The following is a 16,720-nucleotide window of genomic DNA, read 5'->3' as shown; positions in this document are numbered from 1 at the left end:
CGGCCGCCCCGATCCGACACGTCGAGCCGACTTTCTATTCGGGCTCGGCCACGAAGACGACGCGCAGGTAGTGCGGCGGTCTGGTGGGCATGATCGGCTCTCCTGGACTTCAGAGGAGATCATGCTTCCAGCCCGTCCCTGATCAGGACAAGTGCAGCCCGGCAAGGTGGAGACTCCGCTACTCGCCTCGCTCACTGACCCAGCGGTCGGTTACGCAGCGCGTTCGGCTGGGGTGGGTGCGGAGAGTAATGGCATTGCCCGGGAGTGGCTGGCGCATCTCGGTGCCTTTGCTCTGCAGCCACATCCGCATCACGCGGTTTACCTGCTGTTCCGTCAGGGGCACCGATGTCGGCGACAACCCGGTTCGGTCGCGTTCCGTAACCGCTGCGCGGATGGCTGCAGAGCAAAGGCGCCGAGGGGTCACCTCCACCCCGGACATCGCCATCACGCCTGGTAACCAGCTCGCGCGCGCCGGACACGAGCCCAGACCCCCCGCACCGCGGCGATCATGAAGTTGGCGGTATGCGATGTCCGCTTCGTCGCCGGCCAACTTCATGATCGACGCAGGACGAGCCGGGCCGAGTTCAGCGGGCTCCGCGCAGGGGGCGGGGTGGCTGGGTGGGGGCGGTGAGGGAGGCTCGGTCGGCGGCGGTGGTGCCGGATGACCAGCCCTCGCTGTCGCGCACCTGGAGGCGGTGCCGTGTGGTGCCGGGGAAGAGCTGCTCGGTGCGTTCCCGGACGGCGTCCGTGCGGGCCGCCAGCACCGGAAGCAACCGGTCGTCGGTGTGCTCCTCGGCCGCCGCCGCGCTGGCCGCCCGCAGCCGCTCGCCGATCCGCAGCGCGAACGCGTTGAGGAACGACTCGTCGTAGCCCTTGGTGCGCCGCCCGCTGCCCTTGCCGCGCCCGGCCCGCCCGCGCAGCATCGCGGCGGTGGCCTGCACCAGCAGCGACGTGTGCAGCAGCTCCACCGCGGCCAGGTCGGCGGGGAAGCCGAGCACGGTGGCGAAGCCCAGGTCGTCGGACCAGACCGACTCGCACCGGTTCGCGCCCGCCACCTCCTGGATCAGCAGCGCCTTCGCCGCCGCGTACGGGGCGTCGGTGCCCAGGCGCATCCCGCTCGGCCGGTCGGGGCGGGCGGCGGTGGCGTCGAGCAGCGCCGTGTCGATGCTGTGCCGGGCCATCAGCTCCTGCGCCTTGGCGGTGAACGCCTCCGCCTCGGCCGGGAACGCGGTCGACTCCGCCTTCGCCAGCAGCGCGCGTACCCGGTCGAGCATCCGGGAGCCGGTGGCCGGGACGGCGGCGAGCGGGACGGCGGCGGCGCCGGGCGGCGGCCGGAGCAGCGCGATCGGCGGCAGCCCCTCGATCAGGACGAGCGCGTCGACCGCGTCGCGCAGCGCGGTGATCCGGTCGCCGTCGGCGCGGCGGTCCAGCCAGCCGGCGTCGGCGTCCCAGCGCGCGCCCAGGTCGGTGAGCTGCTCGTCGAACCAGGTCGGGACCGGGTCGGGCAGCGCGCGTCGCTGGGCGGCCAGCGCGTCGCGCAGCAGCCGGGCGCCGCGCGGGGTGAGCCGCCGGGTGGCGAGCCGGTCCAGGTCGACCGGTTGCCACCCGCGCGGCCAGAGCCGGCCCAGCGTCCGGCACAGGCGGGTGAGTAGCGCCGCGTCCACCGCCGGGCCGTCGCCGACCACCAGCCGGTCGAGGGCGCGCTCGGCGGCGCGTACGTCGGCGCCGCGCGCCGCCACGAGGGCGGCGTCGAGCAGCGGCTCGGCTGAGGACACGGGTGGCTCTCCCTGGACTCCGACAGGCGGCAGGTCGCCCACCCCGTACCCGACGGTACCCGGCCCGCGGGTTCAACCGACCGGCCCCGGCGTCCGTACTCTCCTGCGGGAGCACGGGCGGGGCGACGGACGGAGAGCGACGTGGGCGGGCGGGACCGGGGCGTGCATCGGCGGCGACGGAGGTCGCGGGCCGGGGTCCGCGCGCTGGTGGCGGTGCTCGTCGTGACCGGCCTCACGGCCGGCGGTGGGTACGTGGTGCGCCGCCACCCGGACCTGCTGGCCTCGGCCCGGGTGGAGCGGACCGTGCCGGCGGCGGTGCCGTCCGCGCGCCCGGCGGCGACGGCCGCCCCGACACCGGTCCCGGTGGCCGGCCGGGTGCCGCCCGGCATCAGCTACCCGGCCCGGGGCGGGGGCGGTTTCCGGACCGCCGACACGGTCGGCGCGGTGGCCGGACGCTCCGGCGAGCTGCTGCGGTACCGGGTCGCGGTGGAGGACGGCATTCGCAACCTGGACGTCGAGCGCTTCGCCCGGGAGGTCGCGGCGACGCTCGCCGACCGGCGGGGGTGGACCGGCGACGGCCGGTGGCGGCTGCAACGGGTGGGCCGGGACGGCCCGGCCGACTTCACCGTGCTGCTGACCACGCCGGTGACCCGGGGCGAGCTGTGCGACGACCCGAGCGACCGCTACACCTCCTGCCGCAACGGCGACCGGGTCGTGATCAACATGGCCCGCTGGGTCTACGGGGTGCCGCACGTGCCCGACCTGGACCTCTACCGGCAGTACCTGCTCAACCACGAGGTGGGCCACCGGCTGGGCCGGGGCCACGAGCGCTGCCCCCGGTCCGGTGGCCCGGCCCCGGTGATGGTGCAGCAGACGCTCGGCCTGCACGGCTGCGCGCCGAACGCCTGGCCGCTGGTCGGCGGCGAGCCACTGGCCGGCCCGTCCGGCCAGTACGACGACCCGATCCCGGCCGGGGACCACTGAGCCGCCGGGCCGGCGGATAGATACTGGGCCGGTGGAGAACCGCCCCCGCCTGCTGCTCGTCGAGGACGACCGCGCCCTGTCCGGTCTCCTCGCCGACCTGCTCGCCGACGAGGGGTACGAGGTCGAGGTGGCCGGCGACGGGCACCTCGGCCTGCACCGCGCGCTGACCCGGGACTACCAGGTGATGGTGGTCGACCGGGGGCTGCCCGCGCTGGACGGCCTGGAGCTGGTCGCCCGGGCGCGGGCGCACGGCGTCACCTGCCCGGTGCTGCTGCTCACCGCCCGCGGCGCGGTGGCGGACCGGGTGGCGGGGCTGGACGCCGGGGCGGAGGACTACCTGGTCAAGCCGTTCGAGGTGGCGGAGCTGACGGCCCGGCTCCGGGCGTTGCGCCGCCGGCACCCGGACGCGGCGGGCTGGTTGCCGCTGGGCCGTCGCCGGCTCGACGTGGGCAACCGCCGGGTGGTCGACGGCACCGAGGAGATCCCGCTCTCCGCCCGCGAGTTCGCCGTGCTGCACGCGCTCGCCGGCCGGCCCCGCAAGGTCTTCACCCGGGCCGAGCTGCTGAGCACGGCGTTCGACCGGGCCGACGCGCCGGGCACGGTCGACGCCTGCGTCCACCACCTGCGCCGCAAGCTCGGCCGGGACGCGGTCCGCACGGTGCACGGGCTGGGCTACCGGCTCGGGGCCGGCTGAGCGTGGACGAGGCGAGGCTCACCCGCGCCCGGCGGCGCAGCGTGGCGCAGACCGCCGGCGCGATCGGGCTGGTCCTGCTGCTGGTGGGCGCGCTGATGTACGCGCTGACCAGCCGGCAGGAGTCGCGGGCGCTGGACGGCGAGCTGAGCCGGGTGCTGGCCGCGGCCGAGGACGTGGACGACCCACCACCGGGTCAGTTCCTGGCCCGGCTGCGCCCCGGCGACCCGGTCGTCGAGGTGACCCCTGGTGCGTCGCCGGAGCTGACCCGGGTGCTCGACCGGGCGGTACGCCGCACCCCGGGCCGCCGCGACGCGACGGCCGGCGAGGACCGGCCGGTCCGGCTGGCGGTGGAGCAGCGGCCGGACGGCACCCGCTGGGCGGTCGCCGCCGACCTGGCCCCGCTGCACCGGCGGCAGGGCCAGCTCGGTCTGGCGCTGCTCGTCGCCGAGCTGGCCGGGCTGGCCGGCGCGCTGGTCACGGCGACGCTGCTGGCCCGGCGGGCGGTCGCCCCGCTGGCCACCGCGCTGGGCATGCAGCGCCGGTTCGTGGCGGACGCCTCGCACGAGCTGCGGGCCCCGCTGACCGTGCTGCACACCCGGGCGCAACTGCTGGCCCGGCGTGCCCGAGAGCAGCCGGCGGACCGGCTGGCCGGGCAGCTCGACCAGCTCGTCGCGGACACCCGGGCGCTCGGCGAGGTGGTCGAGGACCTGCTGGTGTCGGCCGCCGCCGAGCACCAGCCGCTGCCGGACACCGAGGTGGACCTGGCCGAGGTGGCCGGCGAGGTGGTGGCGAGCATGTCCGCGTACGCCGCCGAGCGGCAGGTCGAGCTGCGGTGGGTGACCGGTGGTCCGGCGCCGGTCCGGGGCGCCCGGGCGGCCCTGCGCCGGGCGTTGACGGCGCTGGTGGACAACGCGGTCGGGCACGTGCCGGCGGGCGGCCACGTCACCGTCACCGTGGCCCGCCGGGACGGGCGGGTGGCCGCCGAGGTCGCCGACGACGGGGTCGGTCTGGACCCGGCGGAGGCGGACCGGCTCTTCGCCCGGTTCGCGCACGGCACGTCCGGGGCGGGCCGCCGGTTCGGCCTCGGTCTCGCCCTGGTGCAGCACGTGGCGGGGGCGCACCGGGGCGCCGTCGAGGTGACCGGCGCGCCGGGGCGCGGCGCCACCTTCACCCTGCTGCTGCCGTCCGCCTGAGGGGACCGGCGCACCTCGGGCGCGGTCGGGCGCAAGAACTTCGCAAGAAACGCGGGGCACTGTGGGGCCGGACCGGACCCGACGCCGAGGAGATCGACGTGCCTGACTCCGTGAACGGATTGCCGCTGCACCCGCTGGTGGTGCACGCCGTGGTGGTGCTGCTGCCGCTGGCCGCGCTGGGCGTGGTGGCGCTGGCCGTGCGACCCGTGTGGCGGGGGCGCTTCGGCTGGCTGGTGGTGCTGGTCGCCGCGCTGGCCACCGCCGCGATCCCGCTCGCCACCGAGAGCGGGGAGAGCCTGGAGCACCGGGTCGGCGACCCGGGCCGGCACGCCGAGCTGGGCGACCAGTTGATCTGGTTCGCGCTGCCGCTGCTCGTCGTCGCGGTCGCGCTGGTCTGGCTGCACCGGCGCGCGGAGCGGCCGGCCGGCGACGGGACCCGGTCCGGGCCGGGCGCGCTGGGCGTGGTGGTGGCCGTGTTCGCGGTGGTGGTGGCCGCGGCGAACCTGGTGCAGGTCTACCGGGTGGGCGACTCCGGCGCGAAGGCGGTCTGGGGCGACGTCCCGGCGGCCACCGCGGAGCACGGCGACTGACCCCGCCGGGACTGCGGCTCCCGCCGACCGGTGGTGAGATGGACGCATGGACTACGTGACGTTCGGTTTCACCGGTCTTCAGGTGTCCCGGCTCTGCCTGGGTTGCATGAGCTACGGCGAGCCGGGGCGGGGCACGCACCCCTGGTCGCTGCCGGAGGACGCCGCCCGCCCCTTCATCCGGCAGGCGCTGGAGCTGGGGGTGAACTTCTTCGACACCGCAAACGTCTACTCCGACGGCACCAGCGAGGAGATCGTCGGCCGGGCGCTGAAGGACTTCGCCGACCGCGACGACGTGGTGATCGCGACCAAGGTGCACGGCCGGATGGGCGCGGGCCCGAACCGGGGCGGCCTGTCCCGCAAGCACATCATGAGTGAGATCGACGCGAGCCTGCGCCGGCTCGGCACCGACTACGTCGACCTCTACCAGATCCACCGTCTCGACCCGGTCACCCCGATCGAGGAGACCATGGAGGCGCTGCACGACCTGGTCCGGGCCGGCAAGGTCCGCTACCTCGGCGCCTCGTCGATGTACGCGTGGCAGTTCGCCAAGGCGCTCTGGGTCGCCGAGCGACACGGCTGGACCCGGTTCGCCTCCATGCAGAACCACTACAACCTGCTCTACCGGGAGGAGGAGCGGGAGATGCTGCCGCTCTGCCTCGACCAGGGCGTCGCGGTGATCCCGTGGAGCCCGCTGGCCCGGGGCCTGCTGACCCGGGATCCGGGGGAGCGGACCGCGCGGACGGACAGCGACGAGTTCGGCCGCACGCTCTACGCGCGGACCGAGGAGCACGACCGGGCGGTGGTCGACGCGGTGGGCCGGGTGGCCGGGCAGCGGGGCGTGCCGCGCGCGCAGGTGGCGCTGGCCTGGGTGGCGCGCCACCCGGCGGTGACCGCGCCGATCGTCGGCGCGACGAAGCCGCACCACCTGACCGACGCGGTCGCCGGGCTGGAGCTGGAGTTGACCGACGCCGAGGTGGCGGAGCTGGAGGCGCCGTACGTTCCGCACCCGGTGTCCGGTTTCTGAGGCCTACCGGGAGAACGCCGCCCAGATGTGCTTGGTGGTCTCGGTCGCGTACCAGCCGACGTCAAGCGAGATCGACTGGGCCAGGAACAGGCCGCGTCCGCCCGATTCCATCGGGCGGACGTCGGTCAGCTCCGGCACCGAGCTGACGTCGTGGTCGGCCACGTCGAGCAGGAACCGGTCGTCGGTGGCCAGCAGCGTGACGATGGTGGGCGGGCGACCGTGCCGCAGCGCGTTGCTGGACAGCTCGGTGGCGACCAGCAGCACCATGTGCGGCACCTCGTCCAGGTCCTCGCCCTGCACCAGCCCGTGCCGGTTCAGCGCGTCGCGCAGCGAGGCCCGCACGTCACGCAGCTCCTCGGGAGTGTCGAGCACCCACCGCTCCAGCTCGGTGGCCTGTGGCGGTGGCGGCGAGGTGCGCAACTGTCCCATGATCTGCCTTTACCCTCCGTAGCGATCGGCTAAGCCCGGTGGGTGGGCCACACCGCGGTGACCGGTGACGTGTCGACCGCACGGATATCTGCTGTGGTCGATGTCACGCTACGGTGCCGGCACGCCGGCCGTCCCGCCGGCGCTCCGACGGGAGAACGCCATGACCACACCGTGGAAAGCCGTCACCGCCCTCGCCGCCGCGTTCCTGCTGATCCTGCCCGGCGGGGTCGCCGCCCGGGCCGCGAGCACGCCCGCCACCAAGCCGCCGGTCGCCGGCACGCTGCGTGCGTACCCGGTCTCCGCCGTCTACGTCGCCGGGGTCTCCTCCGGCGGCTACCTGGCCACCCAGCTCCAGGTCGCCTACTCGTCCCGGATCCGGGGCGCGGCGATCTTCGCGGCCGGGCCGTACTACTGCGCGCAGAACAGCGTCCCGCAGGCGCTCTACGGCTGCGGCGACAACATCTACCCCACCTACCTGGGCAACCTGGAGGCGTACACCCGCACCTGGGCCGGGTACGGCTGGATCGACGGCACCGGCAACCTCTCCGGCCAGCCGGTCTACGTCTACCACGGCAACAACGACGCGACGGTGAAGAAATCGGTCACCGACGACCTGGTGCGGTACTACCAGGACTTCGGCGCGCGGGTCCGCTACGACTCCGGCAGCGCGGCCGGACACTCGTGGGTCACCCCCTACGGCACGGTCGGCTGCACCGCCACCGCCTCGCCGTACCTCGCCGACTGCGGCACCGACCCGCAGGGCGCGTTCCTCGGGCACCTGCTCGGCCCGGTCGCCGCGCCGAACACCGGCCCGCTGACCGGCACCCTGATCCGATTCAGCCAGGACAGCTTCGCGGTCAACGGCTGGGCCAACGGGCTGAGCATGGACGCCAACGGCTTCGCGTACGTGCCGAGCGCCTGCGCAGCCGGCACCACCTGCCGGCTGCTGGTCGCCCTGCACGGCTGCGCCCAGGGGTACGCGAAGGTCGGCACCGCGTTCGTCGACCGGGCCAACCTCAACCAGTACGCCGACACCAACCGGCTGATCGTGCTCTATCCGCAGGCCACCGCCAGCGGGGTCAACCCGAACGGCTGCTGGGACTGGTGGGGCTACCTCGGCTTCACCAACTATCCGATCAAGGGCGGCGCCCAGGTCGAGACCATCATGAACATGGTCCGCCGGCTGGACGGCTGACCCCGTGGGGGCCCGGCCCGACCTGCGGGTCTGGGCCGGACCGGGTCGCCTGGGGTACGGTCACCGCATGGTCGTGGAGGAACACTGGTGGAACGGCGTCAGCATCCCTCGCGGGCGCCGCGACGTCTACATCTGCACCGACGGGCAGCAGTGGCAGGTTCAGGCCCAGATCGGCGGCGCCGCCGGCCGGTCCAAGGTCCAGCAGTGCCCGAGCCGCGTCTCGGCGAGCATCCTCGCCGGCGCCTGGCGGTCGAGCGGCACCGGCTGGCGGGAGATGCCCCGCTGAACCCGGCCCGGCGGTCACTCCCGACCGCCGCTCACGGCGCGGTCGACGAGTGACTCGGCGACCTCCCGCAACTTCCGGTTGGAGTCCTGCGACACCCGGGCGAGGATGGTGAACGCCTCCTCGGCCGAGCAGCGGCGCTGGCCCATGATGATGCCTTTGGCCTGCTCGATCACCGCCCGGCTCTGCATCGCCTCCTGCATCTGCTGCGCCAGCGTGGCGGTGCTCTCGTAGAGGTGGACGTTGGCCAGCGCGATGGCGCCGTAGCCGGCCAGGGTCTGCGCGAGTTCGACCTGGGCGTCGAGGGCCCGCGGCTCGGCGGCATAGATGTTGAGCGCGCCGACCATCGCCTCCTGGATGGGCAGCCCGATCGACAGGGAACTGGCCGCGCCCGCCTTATGGGCCCGGGTGGCCCACTCCGGCCAGCGGCTCTCCGCCGACATGTCCGGCACCAGCATGGCGGTGCCGGTGGTCGCGGCGTCCAGGCACGGGCCGCGGCCCTGCTCGTACTGCCACTCGTCGAGGGTCAGGGCCAGGTCGCCGGTGTGCGCGGCGGTGTGCGCCTCGGCGCCCTGGACCAGGGTGACCGAGACCTCGGCGGCGCCGCGGATCGTGTCCTTGGCGACCTGCGCGATGGTCGACAACACCACGTCGAGGTCGACCTCGTCGTACTTGATCCGGCCGAGTCTGATCAAGGCTGCGGCGAGGTCGGGGTGGGCCTGCGGCATGAGCTGTGACGTCCTTGTGCGAAGCGCCGTCGCCCCAGGGGGGTGGGACGGCGGGTGGCGGGGGACGGCCCGCGGTCGCGGACCGCTGTCCGATCCGACGGATCGGGACACGCGCCGCTTCTTGACGCTCGTTCGTGACGTCCCGGACGGGACGTCAGTTACGGAACAACTCTACGACCCGGCGGGGGACCGGACGACTCGACGTGCCGTCACCCGGTCGACCGCGGGAACCGATGTCCGTTCGACGACCTCGAACCCGGAGAACGTGCCGGTCACGCCGAGGACGCGGCGGACCACCGGGGACGGATAGCAGAGGGTCAACCGTCCACCCCGCTCGGCCATCAGGTTCCGGATCCGCATCAGCGCGTCGATGCCGTGCGCGCCGAAGAACGTGACCTTCGAGAGGTCCACCGCCACCAGCGGCCCCTGGACGGCGACGTTCTCCAGCAGCTCCACCAGCAGGTGGGCGTTGCTGAGGTCGACCTCGCCGGCGACCGAGACCCTGGTCACGTCGCCCCGGACCGCACAGCTCAGCGACATGATCGGCTCGTCCGGCCGGAACGACCCGGACGCGGTCGGCACGTGATGACGGCCGAAGCCCGGCAACTCCCCCGACATGGCACCTCCCACCCGATGATTCGGCGGACGCTCAGCGGCCGGGAACGAGGCTGGCCGGGAGCGGGTGGTGGGCACATGTCTTGACCCGTGCCTCGACAGTACGTCGCTCCGATCGTCGTCGCACCTCGCGTTCCCGTGCCCCCGGTCCCACCGGTGGGTAGGTTGGGCGGTGCCCGACCGTCCCGACCACCGGCCGGCGAAGGAGCGCTGATGGCAGCCCCGAGCACGGACCCGGGTGAGGCGCTCGCCGAGCTGAGCCGGATCCGGCTCGACGAGACGAGCCTGGAGGACGTCCTGCGGCGTGTCGCCGAGCTGGCGAACCGGACCGTTCCGGGCAGCGCGCACGTGACCGTCACGCTCGCCCGGGACGGTCACAACTCCAGCGCCGCGTGCACCAGCGACCTGGCCCGGGAACTCGACGAGCGACAGTACCGGCACGAGCGCGGTCCCTGCCTGGACGCCGCGGCGAGCGCGGCCAGCATCTCGCTGCCGGACACGGCGGTGGAGGAGCGCTGGCCGGAGTGGGCCGCGCACGCTCGGGCGGCGGGGGTCGGCAGCGCCCTGTCGATCGGGCTGCCGATCCAGGAGGCGGTCACCGGCGCGCTCAACCTGTACGGCATGTCCGCGCACGCGTTCGACACCGAGGCCGTCCGGGCGGCGGAGAACTTCGCCGCGTACGCCGCCGTCGCGCTGGCCAACGCGCACCTCTACGACAACGCCGCCACGGTGGCCCGGCAGATGCAGGAGGCGATGCGCAGCCGGGCGGTGATCGAGCAGGCCAAGGGCATCGTCATGGGTGAGCGGCGGTGCTCGGCCGACGAGGCGTTCGCGTTGCTGTCGAAGCTCTCCCAGGACACCAACTGCAAGGTCCGCGAGGTGGCCGAGACCCTGGTCGCCAACGCCGCCACCCGCTGACCCCGGCGCGGGATTGACCCGCCGGGAAGCGGGTACGCGCGGCCGTGGCCGGTGCGGGGACGGGCGGACGGGGCTTCGCCGACCGATGGCGTGCCGCGCCGGCACTGCTGGCCGACCGGTTCCGGCGGGCCCGTGCGGGCGCCGGGCTGGCCGCCCAGGCGGGACTCGCCGCGGGCCTGTCGTGGTGGGTCGCGGACTCATTGTTGGACATCGCCCAACCGGTCTTCGCGCCCATCTCGGCGGTGGTGGCGCTCGCCGCCTCGGTGGGCCAACGCCTGCGCCGTACGGTGGAACTGATCATCGGGGTGGCGGTGGGCATCCTGATCGGCGACCTGCTGATCCGCCTGGTCGGGGCCGGTGCCTGGCAGCTCGGTCTGATCGTGACGCTGGCGGTCGTGGTGGCGGCGGCCGTCGGCCGCAGTCCGGCGCTCGTGGTGCAGGCCGGCGCGACGGCCGTGCTGATCGGCACGCTGACGCCGTCGGTGCCGAACCTCGAGGTGCCCCGGGTGCTGGACGCGCTGGTCGGCGGCGGGGCCGCGCTGCTGGTCACCGCCGTGCTGCTGCCGCTGAATCCGCTGCGGATCGTCAACCGGGCGGCCGGTCCGGCGCTGGACCTGCTCGCCGAGCAGTTGGACCGCACCGCCGAGGCGCTGCGCGAGCGGGACGCCGAGGCGGCCCGGGTGGCCCGCGACCGGCTGCGCGACAACAAGGCGGAGATGGGCGCGTTCGGCGAGGCGGCGCAGGGTGCCCGGGAGGCCGCCACGCTCTCCCCGGTCTACTGGACCGCCCGGGAGGGGCCGCTCGGCCGGTACGCCAGGTCCGTGGAGCCGGTGGACCGGGCGATGCGCAACAGCGGCACGCTGATCCGGCGGGCGGTCACCCTGCTCGCCGACGGGGAGCGGGTGCCGGACGCCATGCCGGCCGCGGTGTCGGCGCTGGCCGAGGCGGCCCGGAAGCTGCGCAGGGAGTTCGCCCGCGGCGCGGCCGAGCCCAAGCACTGCCGCGAGGCCGCCCTGCGGGCCGTCGCCGAGGCCGGCCACGCCTACCGGGCCGGGGTGGACTTCTCCGGCGCGGTCGTGGTGGCCCAGGTGCGCACCACGGCCAGCGACCTGCTGGTCGCCACCGACGTGGACCAGGACGAGGCGAACCGGTTGGTCCGCTCGGCCTTCGGCCCGCTCGACCCCTCGGCGTGAAAGGCGCGTCAAGAAACCGCGGCCCGGCGTGATGGTCGCGTTATAGCCCCTGTCGGTGGGCCCGACCTGGCGTTGTGATTGCCCGGCGCGACCGGAAGGCGGTCGCGGGGACATATTTCCGCTAGGAGAGGTCAGCCGTGTCTGACGTGCTGTTCGTGATGCTGACGGTGGGGCTGTTCGCGGCTCTCGCCCTCGTGGTGAGGGGTGTGGAGAAGCTGTGAGCGCCGTCAACGCCGTCGGCCTGGTGCTGGCGATCGGGCTGGGCGTGTTCCTGGTCGTCGCCCTGCTGTTCCCGGAGCGCTTCTGATGAGCGCGACCACAGCCGGGGTGCTGTTCGTGCTGTCGCTGGTGGTGGCGCTGGCGGCCGTCCACCGGCCGTTCGGCGACCACATGTACCGCGTCGTCACCGGCACCCGGTCCGCCCGCGTCGAGCGGGGCGTATACCGACTGGTCGGGGTCAACCCGGCCGCCGAGCAGACCTGGGGCGCGTACGTCCGCAGCGTGCTCGCCTTCTCGGCCGTCTCGCTGCTGTTCCTCTACGCGTTGCAGCGCCTGCAGAACCACCTGTGGCTCTCGCTGGGCCGCGACCCGGTGGTGCCGCACGGCGCGTGGAACACGGCCGTGTCGTTCGTGACCAACACGAACTGGCAGTGGTACTCGGGTGAGTCGACCATGGGCCACCTGGTGCAGATGGCCGGCCTGGCGGTGCAGAACTTCGTCTCCGCCGCGGTCGGCATCGCCGTCGCGGTGGCCCTGGTGCGCGGCTTCGCCCGCAGCCGCACCGGCGAGCTGGGCAACTTCTGGGTCGACCTGGTCCGCGTCACGCTGCGGATCCTGCTGCCGATCGCGGTGCTCGGCGCGTTCGTCCTGATGCTCGGCGGGGTGGTGCAGAACCTGTCCGGCGGCACCGACGTGACCACCCTGACCGGCGGCGGCCAGACGATCACCGGCGGACCGGTGGCCGGCCAGGAGGTGATCAAGGAGCTGGGCACGAACGGCGGCGGCTTCTACAACGCCAACAGCGCCCACCCGTTCGAGAACCCGACCGCCTGGACGAACTGGCTGGAGATCTTCCTGATCCTGGTGATCCCGTTCAGCCTGCCCCGGGTCTTCGGCCGGATGGTCGGGCAGAACCGGCAGGGCCACGCGATCACCGCCGTGATGGCGATCCTCGCGCTGGCCAGCATCACCCTGACCAACGTCTTCGAGCTGGCCGGGCACGGCACGGTGCCGCAGGCCGTCGGCGCGGCGCTGGAGGGCAAGGAGGTGCGGTTCGACGTGTCGAACTCGGCCACCTTCGCGGCGGCCACCACGCTCACCTCGACCGGCGCGGTCAACTCGTTCCACGACTCGTACACCGCGCTGGGCGGGATGATGACGCTGGGCAACATGATGCTCGGCGAGGTCGCGCCGGGCGGCGTCGGCGCCGGCCTGTACGGGCTGCTGATCCTCGCCGTGATCACGGTCTTCGTCGCCGGCCTGATGGTCGGCCGCACGCCGGAGTACCTGGGTAAGAAGATCGGGTCGCGCGAGATCAAGTTCGCCTCGGCGTACTTTCTGGTCACGCCCGCGCTGGTGCTCACCGGCACCGCCGCCGCGTTCGCCACCGGCAACGCCTCGACCGCGCTCAACGTCGGCCCGCACGGGCTCTCCGAGGTGCTCTACGCGTTCACCTCGGCGAGCAACAACAACGGTTCGGCGTTCGCCGGCATCACCGTGAACACGCCCTGGTGGAACATCGCCCTGGGGCTGTGCATGCTGCTCGGCCGGTTCCTGCCGATCATCTTCGTGCTCGCGCTGGCCGGCTCGCTGGCCCGCCAGCAACCCACGCCCGCGTCCGAGGGCACCCTGCCGACCCACCGGCCGCTCTTCGTCGGCATGGTCGTCGGCGTCACGGTGGTCCTCGTCGCGCTCACCTTCCTGCCCGCCCTCGCGCTCGGCCCGCTGGCCGAAGGGCTGTGACCACCATGAGAGACAAGGACATGACGGCACCTCTGCACCCCGCCGGAGCGCCGGCGGCCCCCGGCGGCCGGGTCGGCGGCGGGCTGCTCGACCCGCGCCAACTGGTCGCGTCGCTGCCCGACGCGCTGCGCAAGCTGGACCCGCGCACGCTGTGGCGCAACCCGGTGATGCTGATCGTGGAGATCGGCGCGCTGTTCACCACCGTCCTGGCGGTGGCCGACCCGTCCGTCTTCGCCTGGGCGATCACGGTCTGGCTGTGGCTGACCGTGGTCTTCGCCAACCTGGCCGAGGCGGTCGCCGAGGGGCGCGGCAAGGCACAGGCCGCCACGCTGCGGCGGGCCAAGCAGGACACCATCGCCACCCGCCTGCTCGGCTGGACGCCGGGCGCGGCGGCCAACGCCTACCGCGACGAGGCGGTGCCCGCGCCGCAACTGCGGCAGGGCGACGTCGTGCTGGTCGAGGCCGGGCAGATCATCCCCGGTGACGGCGACGTCGTCGAGGGCATCGCCAGCGTCGACGAGTCCGCCATCACCGGCGAGTCCGCCCCGGTCATCCGGGAGTCCGGCGGCGACCGCAGCGCGGTCACCGGCGGGACCCGGGTGCTCTCCGACCGGATCGTCGTCCGGATCACGCAGAAGCCGGGCGAGAGCTTCATCGACCGGATGATCGCGCTGGTCGAGGGCGCCGACCGGCAGAAGACGCCGAACGAGATCGCGCTCAACATCCTGCTGGCCGCGCTCACGGTCATCTTCCTGCTCGCGGTGGTCACGCTCCAGCCGATGGCGATCTTCGCCAAGGGCTGGCAGGCCGCCGCGCCGGACACGCAGGCGATCACCGACTCCGGCGTCACCGGCGTCGTGCTGGTCTCGCTGCTGGTCTGCCTGATCCCGACCACCATCGGCGCGCTGCTCTCCGCGATCGGCATCGCCGGCATGGACCGCCTCGTCCAGCGCAACGTGCTGGCCATGAGCGGCCGGGCGGTCGAGGCGGCCGGCGACGTCAACACGCTGCTGCTGGACAAGACCGGCACGATCACCCTGGGCAATCGGCAGGCCGCCGAGTTCCTGCCGGTGGCCGGCGTGGACGCGGCCACCGTCGCGAACGCGGCCCAGCTCGCCAGCCTGGCCGACGAGACGCCCGAGGGGCGCTCGGTGGTGGTGCTGGCCAAGAACGAGTACGGGCTGCGCGAGCGTGAGCCCGGCCTTGTCCCGCACGCCACCTTCGTACCGTTCACCGCGCAGACCCGGATGAGCGGCGTCGACCTCGCCGCCGCCGACGGCGGCGTCCGGCGGATCCGCAAGGGCGCCGCCGCCGCCGTGATGAAGTGGGTACGCGAGCACGGCGGCCACCCGACCGAGCAGGTCGGTGAGCTGGTCGACGCGATCAGCGGCACCGGCGGCACGCCGCTGGTGGTCGCCGAGCACCCCGCCGGCGAGCCGGCCCGGGCGCTGGGCGTCATCCACCTCAAGGACGTGGTCAAGGCCGGCATGCGCGAGCGCTTCGACGAGATGCGCCGGATGGGCATCCGGACCGTGATGATCACCGGGGACAACCCGCTCACCGCGAAGGCCATCGCGGACGAGGCCGGCGTGGACGACTTCCTCGCCGAGGCCACGCCGGAGGACAAGCTCGCCCTGATCAAGAAGGAGCAGGAGGGCGGCCGGCTGGTCGCGATGACCGGCGACGGCACCAATGACGCGCCCGCGCTGGCCCAGGCGGACGTCGGCGTGGCCATGAACACCGGCACGTCGGCCGCGAAGGAGGCCGGCAACATGGTCGACCTCGACTCCGACCCGACCAAGCTGATCGAGATCGTGGAGATCGGCAAGCAGCTCCTGATCACCCGCGGGGCCCTGACGACCTTCTCGATCGCCAACGACATCGCGAAGTACTTCGCGATCATCCCGGCCATGTTCGCCGGCATCTACCCGTCGCTGGACCGGCTCAACGTCATGCGGCTGGCCAGCCCCGAGTCGGCGATCCTCGCCGCGGTCGTGTTCAACGCGATCGTCATCGTCGCGCTCATCCCGCTGGCCCTGCGCGGCGTGCGCTACCGCCCGGCCAGCGCCTCGAAGCTGCTCAGCCGCAACCTGTGGCTCTACGGCCTCGGCGGCATCGTGGTGCCGTTCGTCGGCATCAAGCTCATCGACCTGCTCGTCCAGTTCATTCCGGGGATCTCGTGATGCGCCTTCCCAGTTGGCTCTCCCAGCACCTGGCCGCCCTGCGCGCCGTGCTCGTGTTCACCGTGCTGCTCGGGCTGGCGTACCCGCTCGCCCTGGTCGCCGTCGGCCGGCTCCCCGGCCTCGACGGCCGGGCGGACGGCTCGCTGGTCACCGCCGGCGGCCGGACCGTCGGCAGCTCGCTGATCGGGCAGTCGTTCACCGACGCGGACGGCAACCCCGTCCCGCGTTACTTCCAGTCCCGCCCGTCCGCCGCCGGCGACGGCTACGACCCGACCGCCACCGCGGCGAGCAACCTCGGCCCGGAGAGCGTGGTGGACACGCTCGCCGCCGACCCCGCCGACTCCACGTCGAGCCTGCTCACCCAGGTCTGCGCGCGCAGCCGGGCGGTCGGCGAGCGGGACGGCGTGGACGGGCGGCGGCCCTACTGCACGCCGGACGGGGTCGGCGCGGTGCTGGCCGTGTTCCGCGCCGACGGTCTCACCGGCCGGATCACCCGGGTGGTCAGCGTCAACCAGGTCGCCCCGGCGACGCCGTTCGTCAGCTCGTGGCAGGGCGTGCCGGTCGAGCCGGCCGAGCCGGCCGAGGACTACGTGGCCGCCGGCGGGCTGATCGTCCCGGTCCGGGGGGACGCGCCGGCGGAGCCGGCCGTGCCGGCGGACGCGGTCACCGCCAGCGGCAGCGGCCTCGACCCGCACATCTCCCCGGCGTACGCGGAGATCCAGGTGGCCCGGGTGGCGCGGGAGCGCGGGGCGGACCCGGCGGCGATCCGCCGGCTGGTCGCCGCGCACACCGCTGGGCGGGCGCTCGGCTTCATGGGTGAGCCGGCGGTGAACGTGCTGGAGCTGAACGTGGCGCTGGACCGGGAGTTCCCGGCGCGCTGACGCCGGCGGGTGTTAAGAAGGGGCCCCGCCTATACCGGATGCGTTAAGCGGGGCCCCCTCCTTGTTCCTTGAG

The 16,720-nt window shown here is 73.8% G+C and carries 17 protein-coding genes; 13 read left to right on the top strand and 4 right to left on the bottom strand.

Annotated features, from left to right (window positions below):
- Nucleotides 1-584 precede the first annotated feature (584 nt).
- Nucleotides 585-1,775, bottom strand: coding sequence for a DUF2786 domain-containing protein (locus H1D33_RS21360; RefSeq protein ID WP_307755232.1), 1,191 nt, complete (start codon nucleotides 1,773-1,775; stop codon nucleotides 585-587).
- A 222-nt stretch (nucleotides 1,776-1,997) separates the two neighbouring features.
- Here H1D33_RS21360 and H1D33_RS21355 point away from each other — a divergent pair, with 222 nt between their 5' ends.
- From H1D33_RS21355 to H1D33_RS21335, 5 genes are all read left to right on the top strand, one after another.
- Entirely contained in the window at nucleotides 1,998-2,759 is a 762-nt protein-coding gene (locus H1D33_RS21355; RefSeq protein ID WP_281370424.1) for a DUF3152 domain-containing protein, read from the top strand.
- 31 nt (nucleotides 2,760-2,790) lie between these two features.
- Nucleotides 2,791-3,453, top strand: coding sequence for a response regulator transcription factor (locus tag H1D33_RS21350; protein ID WP_246411954.1), 663 nt, complete (start codon nucleotides 2,791-2,793; stop codon nucleotides 3,451-3,453).
- Between the two features lie 2 nt (nucleotides 3,454-3,455).
- Nucleotides 3,456-4,646, top strand: a complete 1,191-nt coding sequence (locus H1D33_RS21345) for a sensor histidine kinase (RefSeq protein WP_181571465.1) — start codon at nucleotides 3,456-3,458, stop codon at nucleotides 4,644-4,646.
- Nucleotides 4,647-4,744: 98 nt separating this feature from the next.
- Complete coding sequence (locus H1D33_RS21340; protein ID WP_246411956.1) at nucleotides 4,745-5,236, top strand: DUF2231 domain-containing protein; 492 nt, start codon at nucleotides 4,745-4,747, stop codon at nucleotides 5,234-5,236.
- Between the two features lie 46 nt (nucleotides 5,237-5,282).
- Nucleotides 5,283-6,260: an aldo/keto reductase gene (locus tag H1D33_RS21335; RefSeq protein ID WP_181571466.1), complete on the top strand. Its 978-nt coding sequence runs from the start codon at nucleotides 5,283-5,285 to the stop codon at nucleotides 6,258-6,260.
- 3 nt (nucleotides 6,261-6,263) lie between these two features.
- Here the strand turns inward: H1D33_RS21335 and H1D33_RS21330 are convergent, their stop codons facing one another.
- A complete protein-coding gene (locus tag H1D33_RS21330; RefSeq protein ID WP_181571467.1) occupies nucleotides 6,264-6,689 on the bottom strand; it encodes an ATP-binding protein in 426 nt (141 codons plus the stop codon).
- A 160-nt stretch (nucleotides 6,690-6,849) separates the two neighbouring features.
- On the opposite strand from H1D33_RS21330, the gene H1D33_RS21325 reads away from it, so the two are divergent.
- Together H1D33_RS21325 and H1D33_RS21320 are read left to right on the top strand one after the other, a co-directional pair.
- The gene (locus tag H1D33_RS21325; protein ID WP_181571468.1) at nucleotides 6,850-7,884 is read left to right on the top strand and encodes an extracellular catalytic domain type 2 short-chain-length polyhydroxyalkanoate depolymerase; all 1,035 of its coding nucleotides are present in this window, start codon (nucleotides 6,850-6,852) and stop codon (nucleotides 7,882-7,884) included.
- A gap of 67 nt (nucleotides 7,885-7,951) precedes the next feature.
- Nucleotides 7,952-8,170 carry a hypothetical protein gene (locus tag H1D33_RS21320; protein WP_181571469.1) on the top strand — a complete coding sequence of 73 codons (219 nt, stop codon included), beginning with the start codon at nucleotides 7,952-7,954 and terminating at the stop codon, nucleotides 8,168-8,170.
- 14 nt (nucleotides 8,171-8,184) lie between these two features.
- On the opposite strand, the gene H1D33_RS21315 is transcribed toward H1D33_RS21320, so the two are convergent.
- Nucleotides 8,185-8,895 carry a GAF and ANTAR domain-containing protein gene (locus H1D33_RS21315; RefSeq protein WP_181571470.1) on the bottom strand — a complete coding sequence of 237 codons (711 nt, stop codon included), beginning with the start codon at nucleotides 8,893-8,895 and terminating at the stop codon, nucleotides 8,185-8,187.
- A gap of 171 nt (nucleotides 8,896-9,066) precedes the next feature.
- Nucleotides 9,067-9,513: an STAS domain-containing protein gene (locus tag H1D33_RS21310; RefSeq protein ID WP_181571471.1), complete on the bottom strand. Its 447-nt coding sequence runs from the start codon at nucleotides 9,511-9,513 to the stop codon at nucleotides 9,067-9,069.
- Nucleotides 9,514-9,723: 210 nt separating this feature from the next.
- On the opposite strand from H1D33_RS21310, the gene H1D33_RS21305 reads away from it, so the two are divergent.
- The 6 genes from H1D33_RS21305 to H1D33_RS21280 all read left to right on the top strand — a co-directional run bounded on the left by H1D33_RS21305 (nucleotide 9,724) and on the right by H1D33_RS21280 (nucleotide 16,647).
- Nucleotides 9,724-10,428 (top strand): GAF and ANTAR domain-containing protein, encoded by a 705-nt coding sequence (locus tag H1D33_RS21305; RefSeq protein ID WP_181571472.1) that lies wholly within the window; start codon nucleotides 9,724-9,726, stop codon nucleotides 10,426-10,428.
- Nucleotides 10,429-10,472: 44 nt separating this feature from the next.
- Nucleotides 10,473-11,621 carry an FUSC family protein gene (locus tag H1D33_RS21300; RefSeq protein WP_181571473.1) on the top strand — a complete coding sequence of 383 codons (1,149 nt, stop codon included), beginning with the start codon at nucleotides 10,473-10,475 and terminating at the stop codon, nucleotides 11,619-11,621.
- A 217-nt stretch (nucleotides 11,622-11,838) separates the two neighbouring features.
- The gene (gene kdpF / locus H1D33_RS21295) at nucleotides 11,839-11,928 is read left to right on the top strand and encodes a K(+)-transporting ATPase subunit F (protein ID WP_036343797.1); all 90 of its coding nucleotides are present in this window, start codon (nucleotides 11,839-11,841) and stop codon (nucleotides 11,926-11,928) included.
- On the top strand, nucleotides 11,928-13,583 hold the full coding sequence (gene kdpA, locus H1D33_RS21290; protein ID WP_181571474.1) for a potassium-transporting ATPase subunit KdpA: 1,656 nt from the start codon (nucleotides 11,928-11,930) through the stop codon (nucleotides 13,581-13,583). The genes kdpF and kdpA overlap by 1 nt, the downstream gene beginning before the upstream one ends.
- Before the next feature lie 20 nt (nucleotides 13,584-13,603).
- Nucleotides 13,604-15,766: a potassium-transporting ATPase subunit KdpB gene (kdpB, locus tag H1D33_RS21285; RefSeq protein WP_181571475.1), complete on the top strand. Its 2,163-nt coding sequence runs from the start codon at nucleotides 13,604-13,606 to the stop codon at nucleotides 15,764-15,766.
- Entirely contained in the window at nucleotides 15,766-16,647 is an 882-nt protein-coding gene (locus H1D33_RS21280; protein ID WP_181571476.1) for a potassium-transporting ATPase subunit C, read from the top strand. Before kdpB ends, H1D33_RS21280 begins: the two co-directional genes overlap by 1 nt.
- Nucleotides 16,648-16,720 lie beyond the last annotated feature (73 nt).

Origin of the sequence: Micromonospora ferruginea (assembly GCF_013694245.2) — a bacterium.
Lineage (GTDB): Bacteria > Actinomycetota > Actinomycetes > Mycobacteriales > Micromonosporaceae > Micromonospora > Micromonospora robiginosa.
Note: the sequence above shows the minus strand (reverse complement) of the source record. Positions and strands in the feature narration are given on the sequence as shown.

Excerpts from the sequence above, each read along its gene's own strand:
- H1D33_RS21335 (WP_181571466.1), top strand. The coding sequence starts at position 5,283 with ATGGACTACGTGACGTTCGGTTTCACCGGTCTTCAGGTGTCCCGGCTC.
- H1D33_RS21330 (WP_181571467.1), bottom strand. The coding sequence starts at position 6,689 with ATGGGACAGTTGCGCACCTCGCCGCCACCGCCACAGGCCACCGAGCTG.
- H1D33_RS21325 (WP_181571468.1), top strand. The coding sequence starts at position 6,850 with ATGACCACACCGTGGAAAGCCGTCACCGCCCTCGCCGCCGCGTTCCTG.
- H1D33_RS21320 (WP_181571469.1), top strand. The coding sequence starts at position 7,952 with ATGGTCGTGGAGGAACACTGGTGGAACGGCGTCAGCATCCCTCGCGGG.
- H1D33_RS21315 (WP_181571470.1), bottom strand. The coding sequence starts at position 8,895 with ATGCCGCAGGCCCACCCCGACCTCGCCGCAGCCTTGATCAGACTCGGC.
- H1D33_RS21310 (WP_181571471.1), bottom strand. The coding sequence starts at position 9,513 with ATGTCGGGGGAGTTGCCGGGCTTCGGCCGTCATCACGTGCCGACCGCG.
- H1D33_RS21305 (WP_181571472.1), top strand. The coding sequence starts at position 9,724 with ATGGCAGCCCCGAGCACGGACCCGGGTGAGGCGCTCGCCGAGCTGAGC.
- kdpA (WP_181571474.1), top strand. The coding sequence starts at position 11,928 with ATGAGCGCGACCACAGCCGGGGTGCTGTTCGTGCTGTCGCTGGTGGTG.
- kdpB (WP_181571475.1), top strand. The coding sequence starts at position 13,604 with ATGACGGCACCTCTGCACCCCGCCGGAGCGCCGGCGGCCCCCGGCGGC.
- H1D33_RS21280 (WP_181571476.1), top strand. The coding sequence starts at position 15,766 with ATGCGCCTTCCCAGTTGGCTCTCCCAGCACCTGGCCGCCCTGCGCGCC.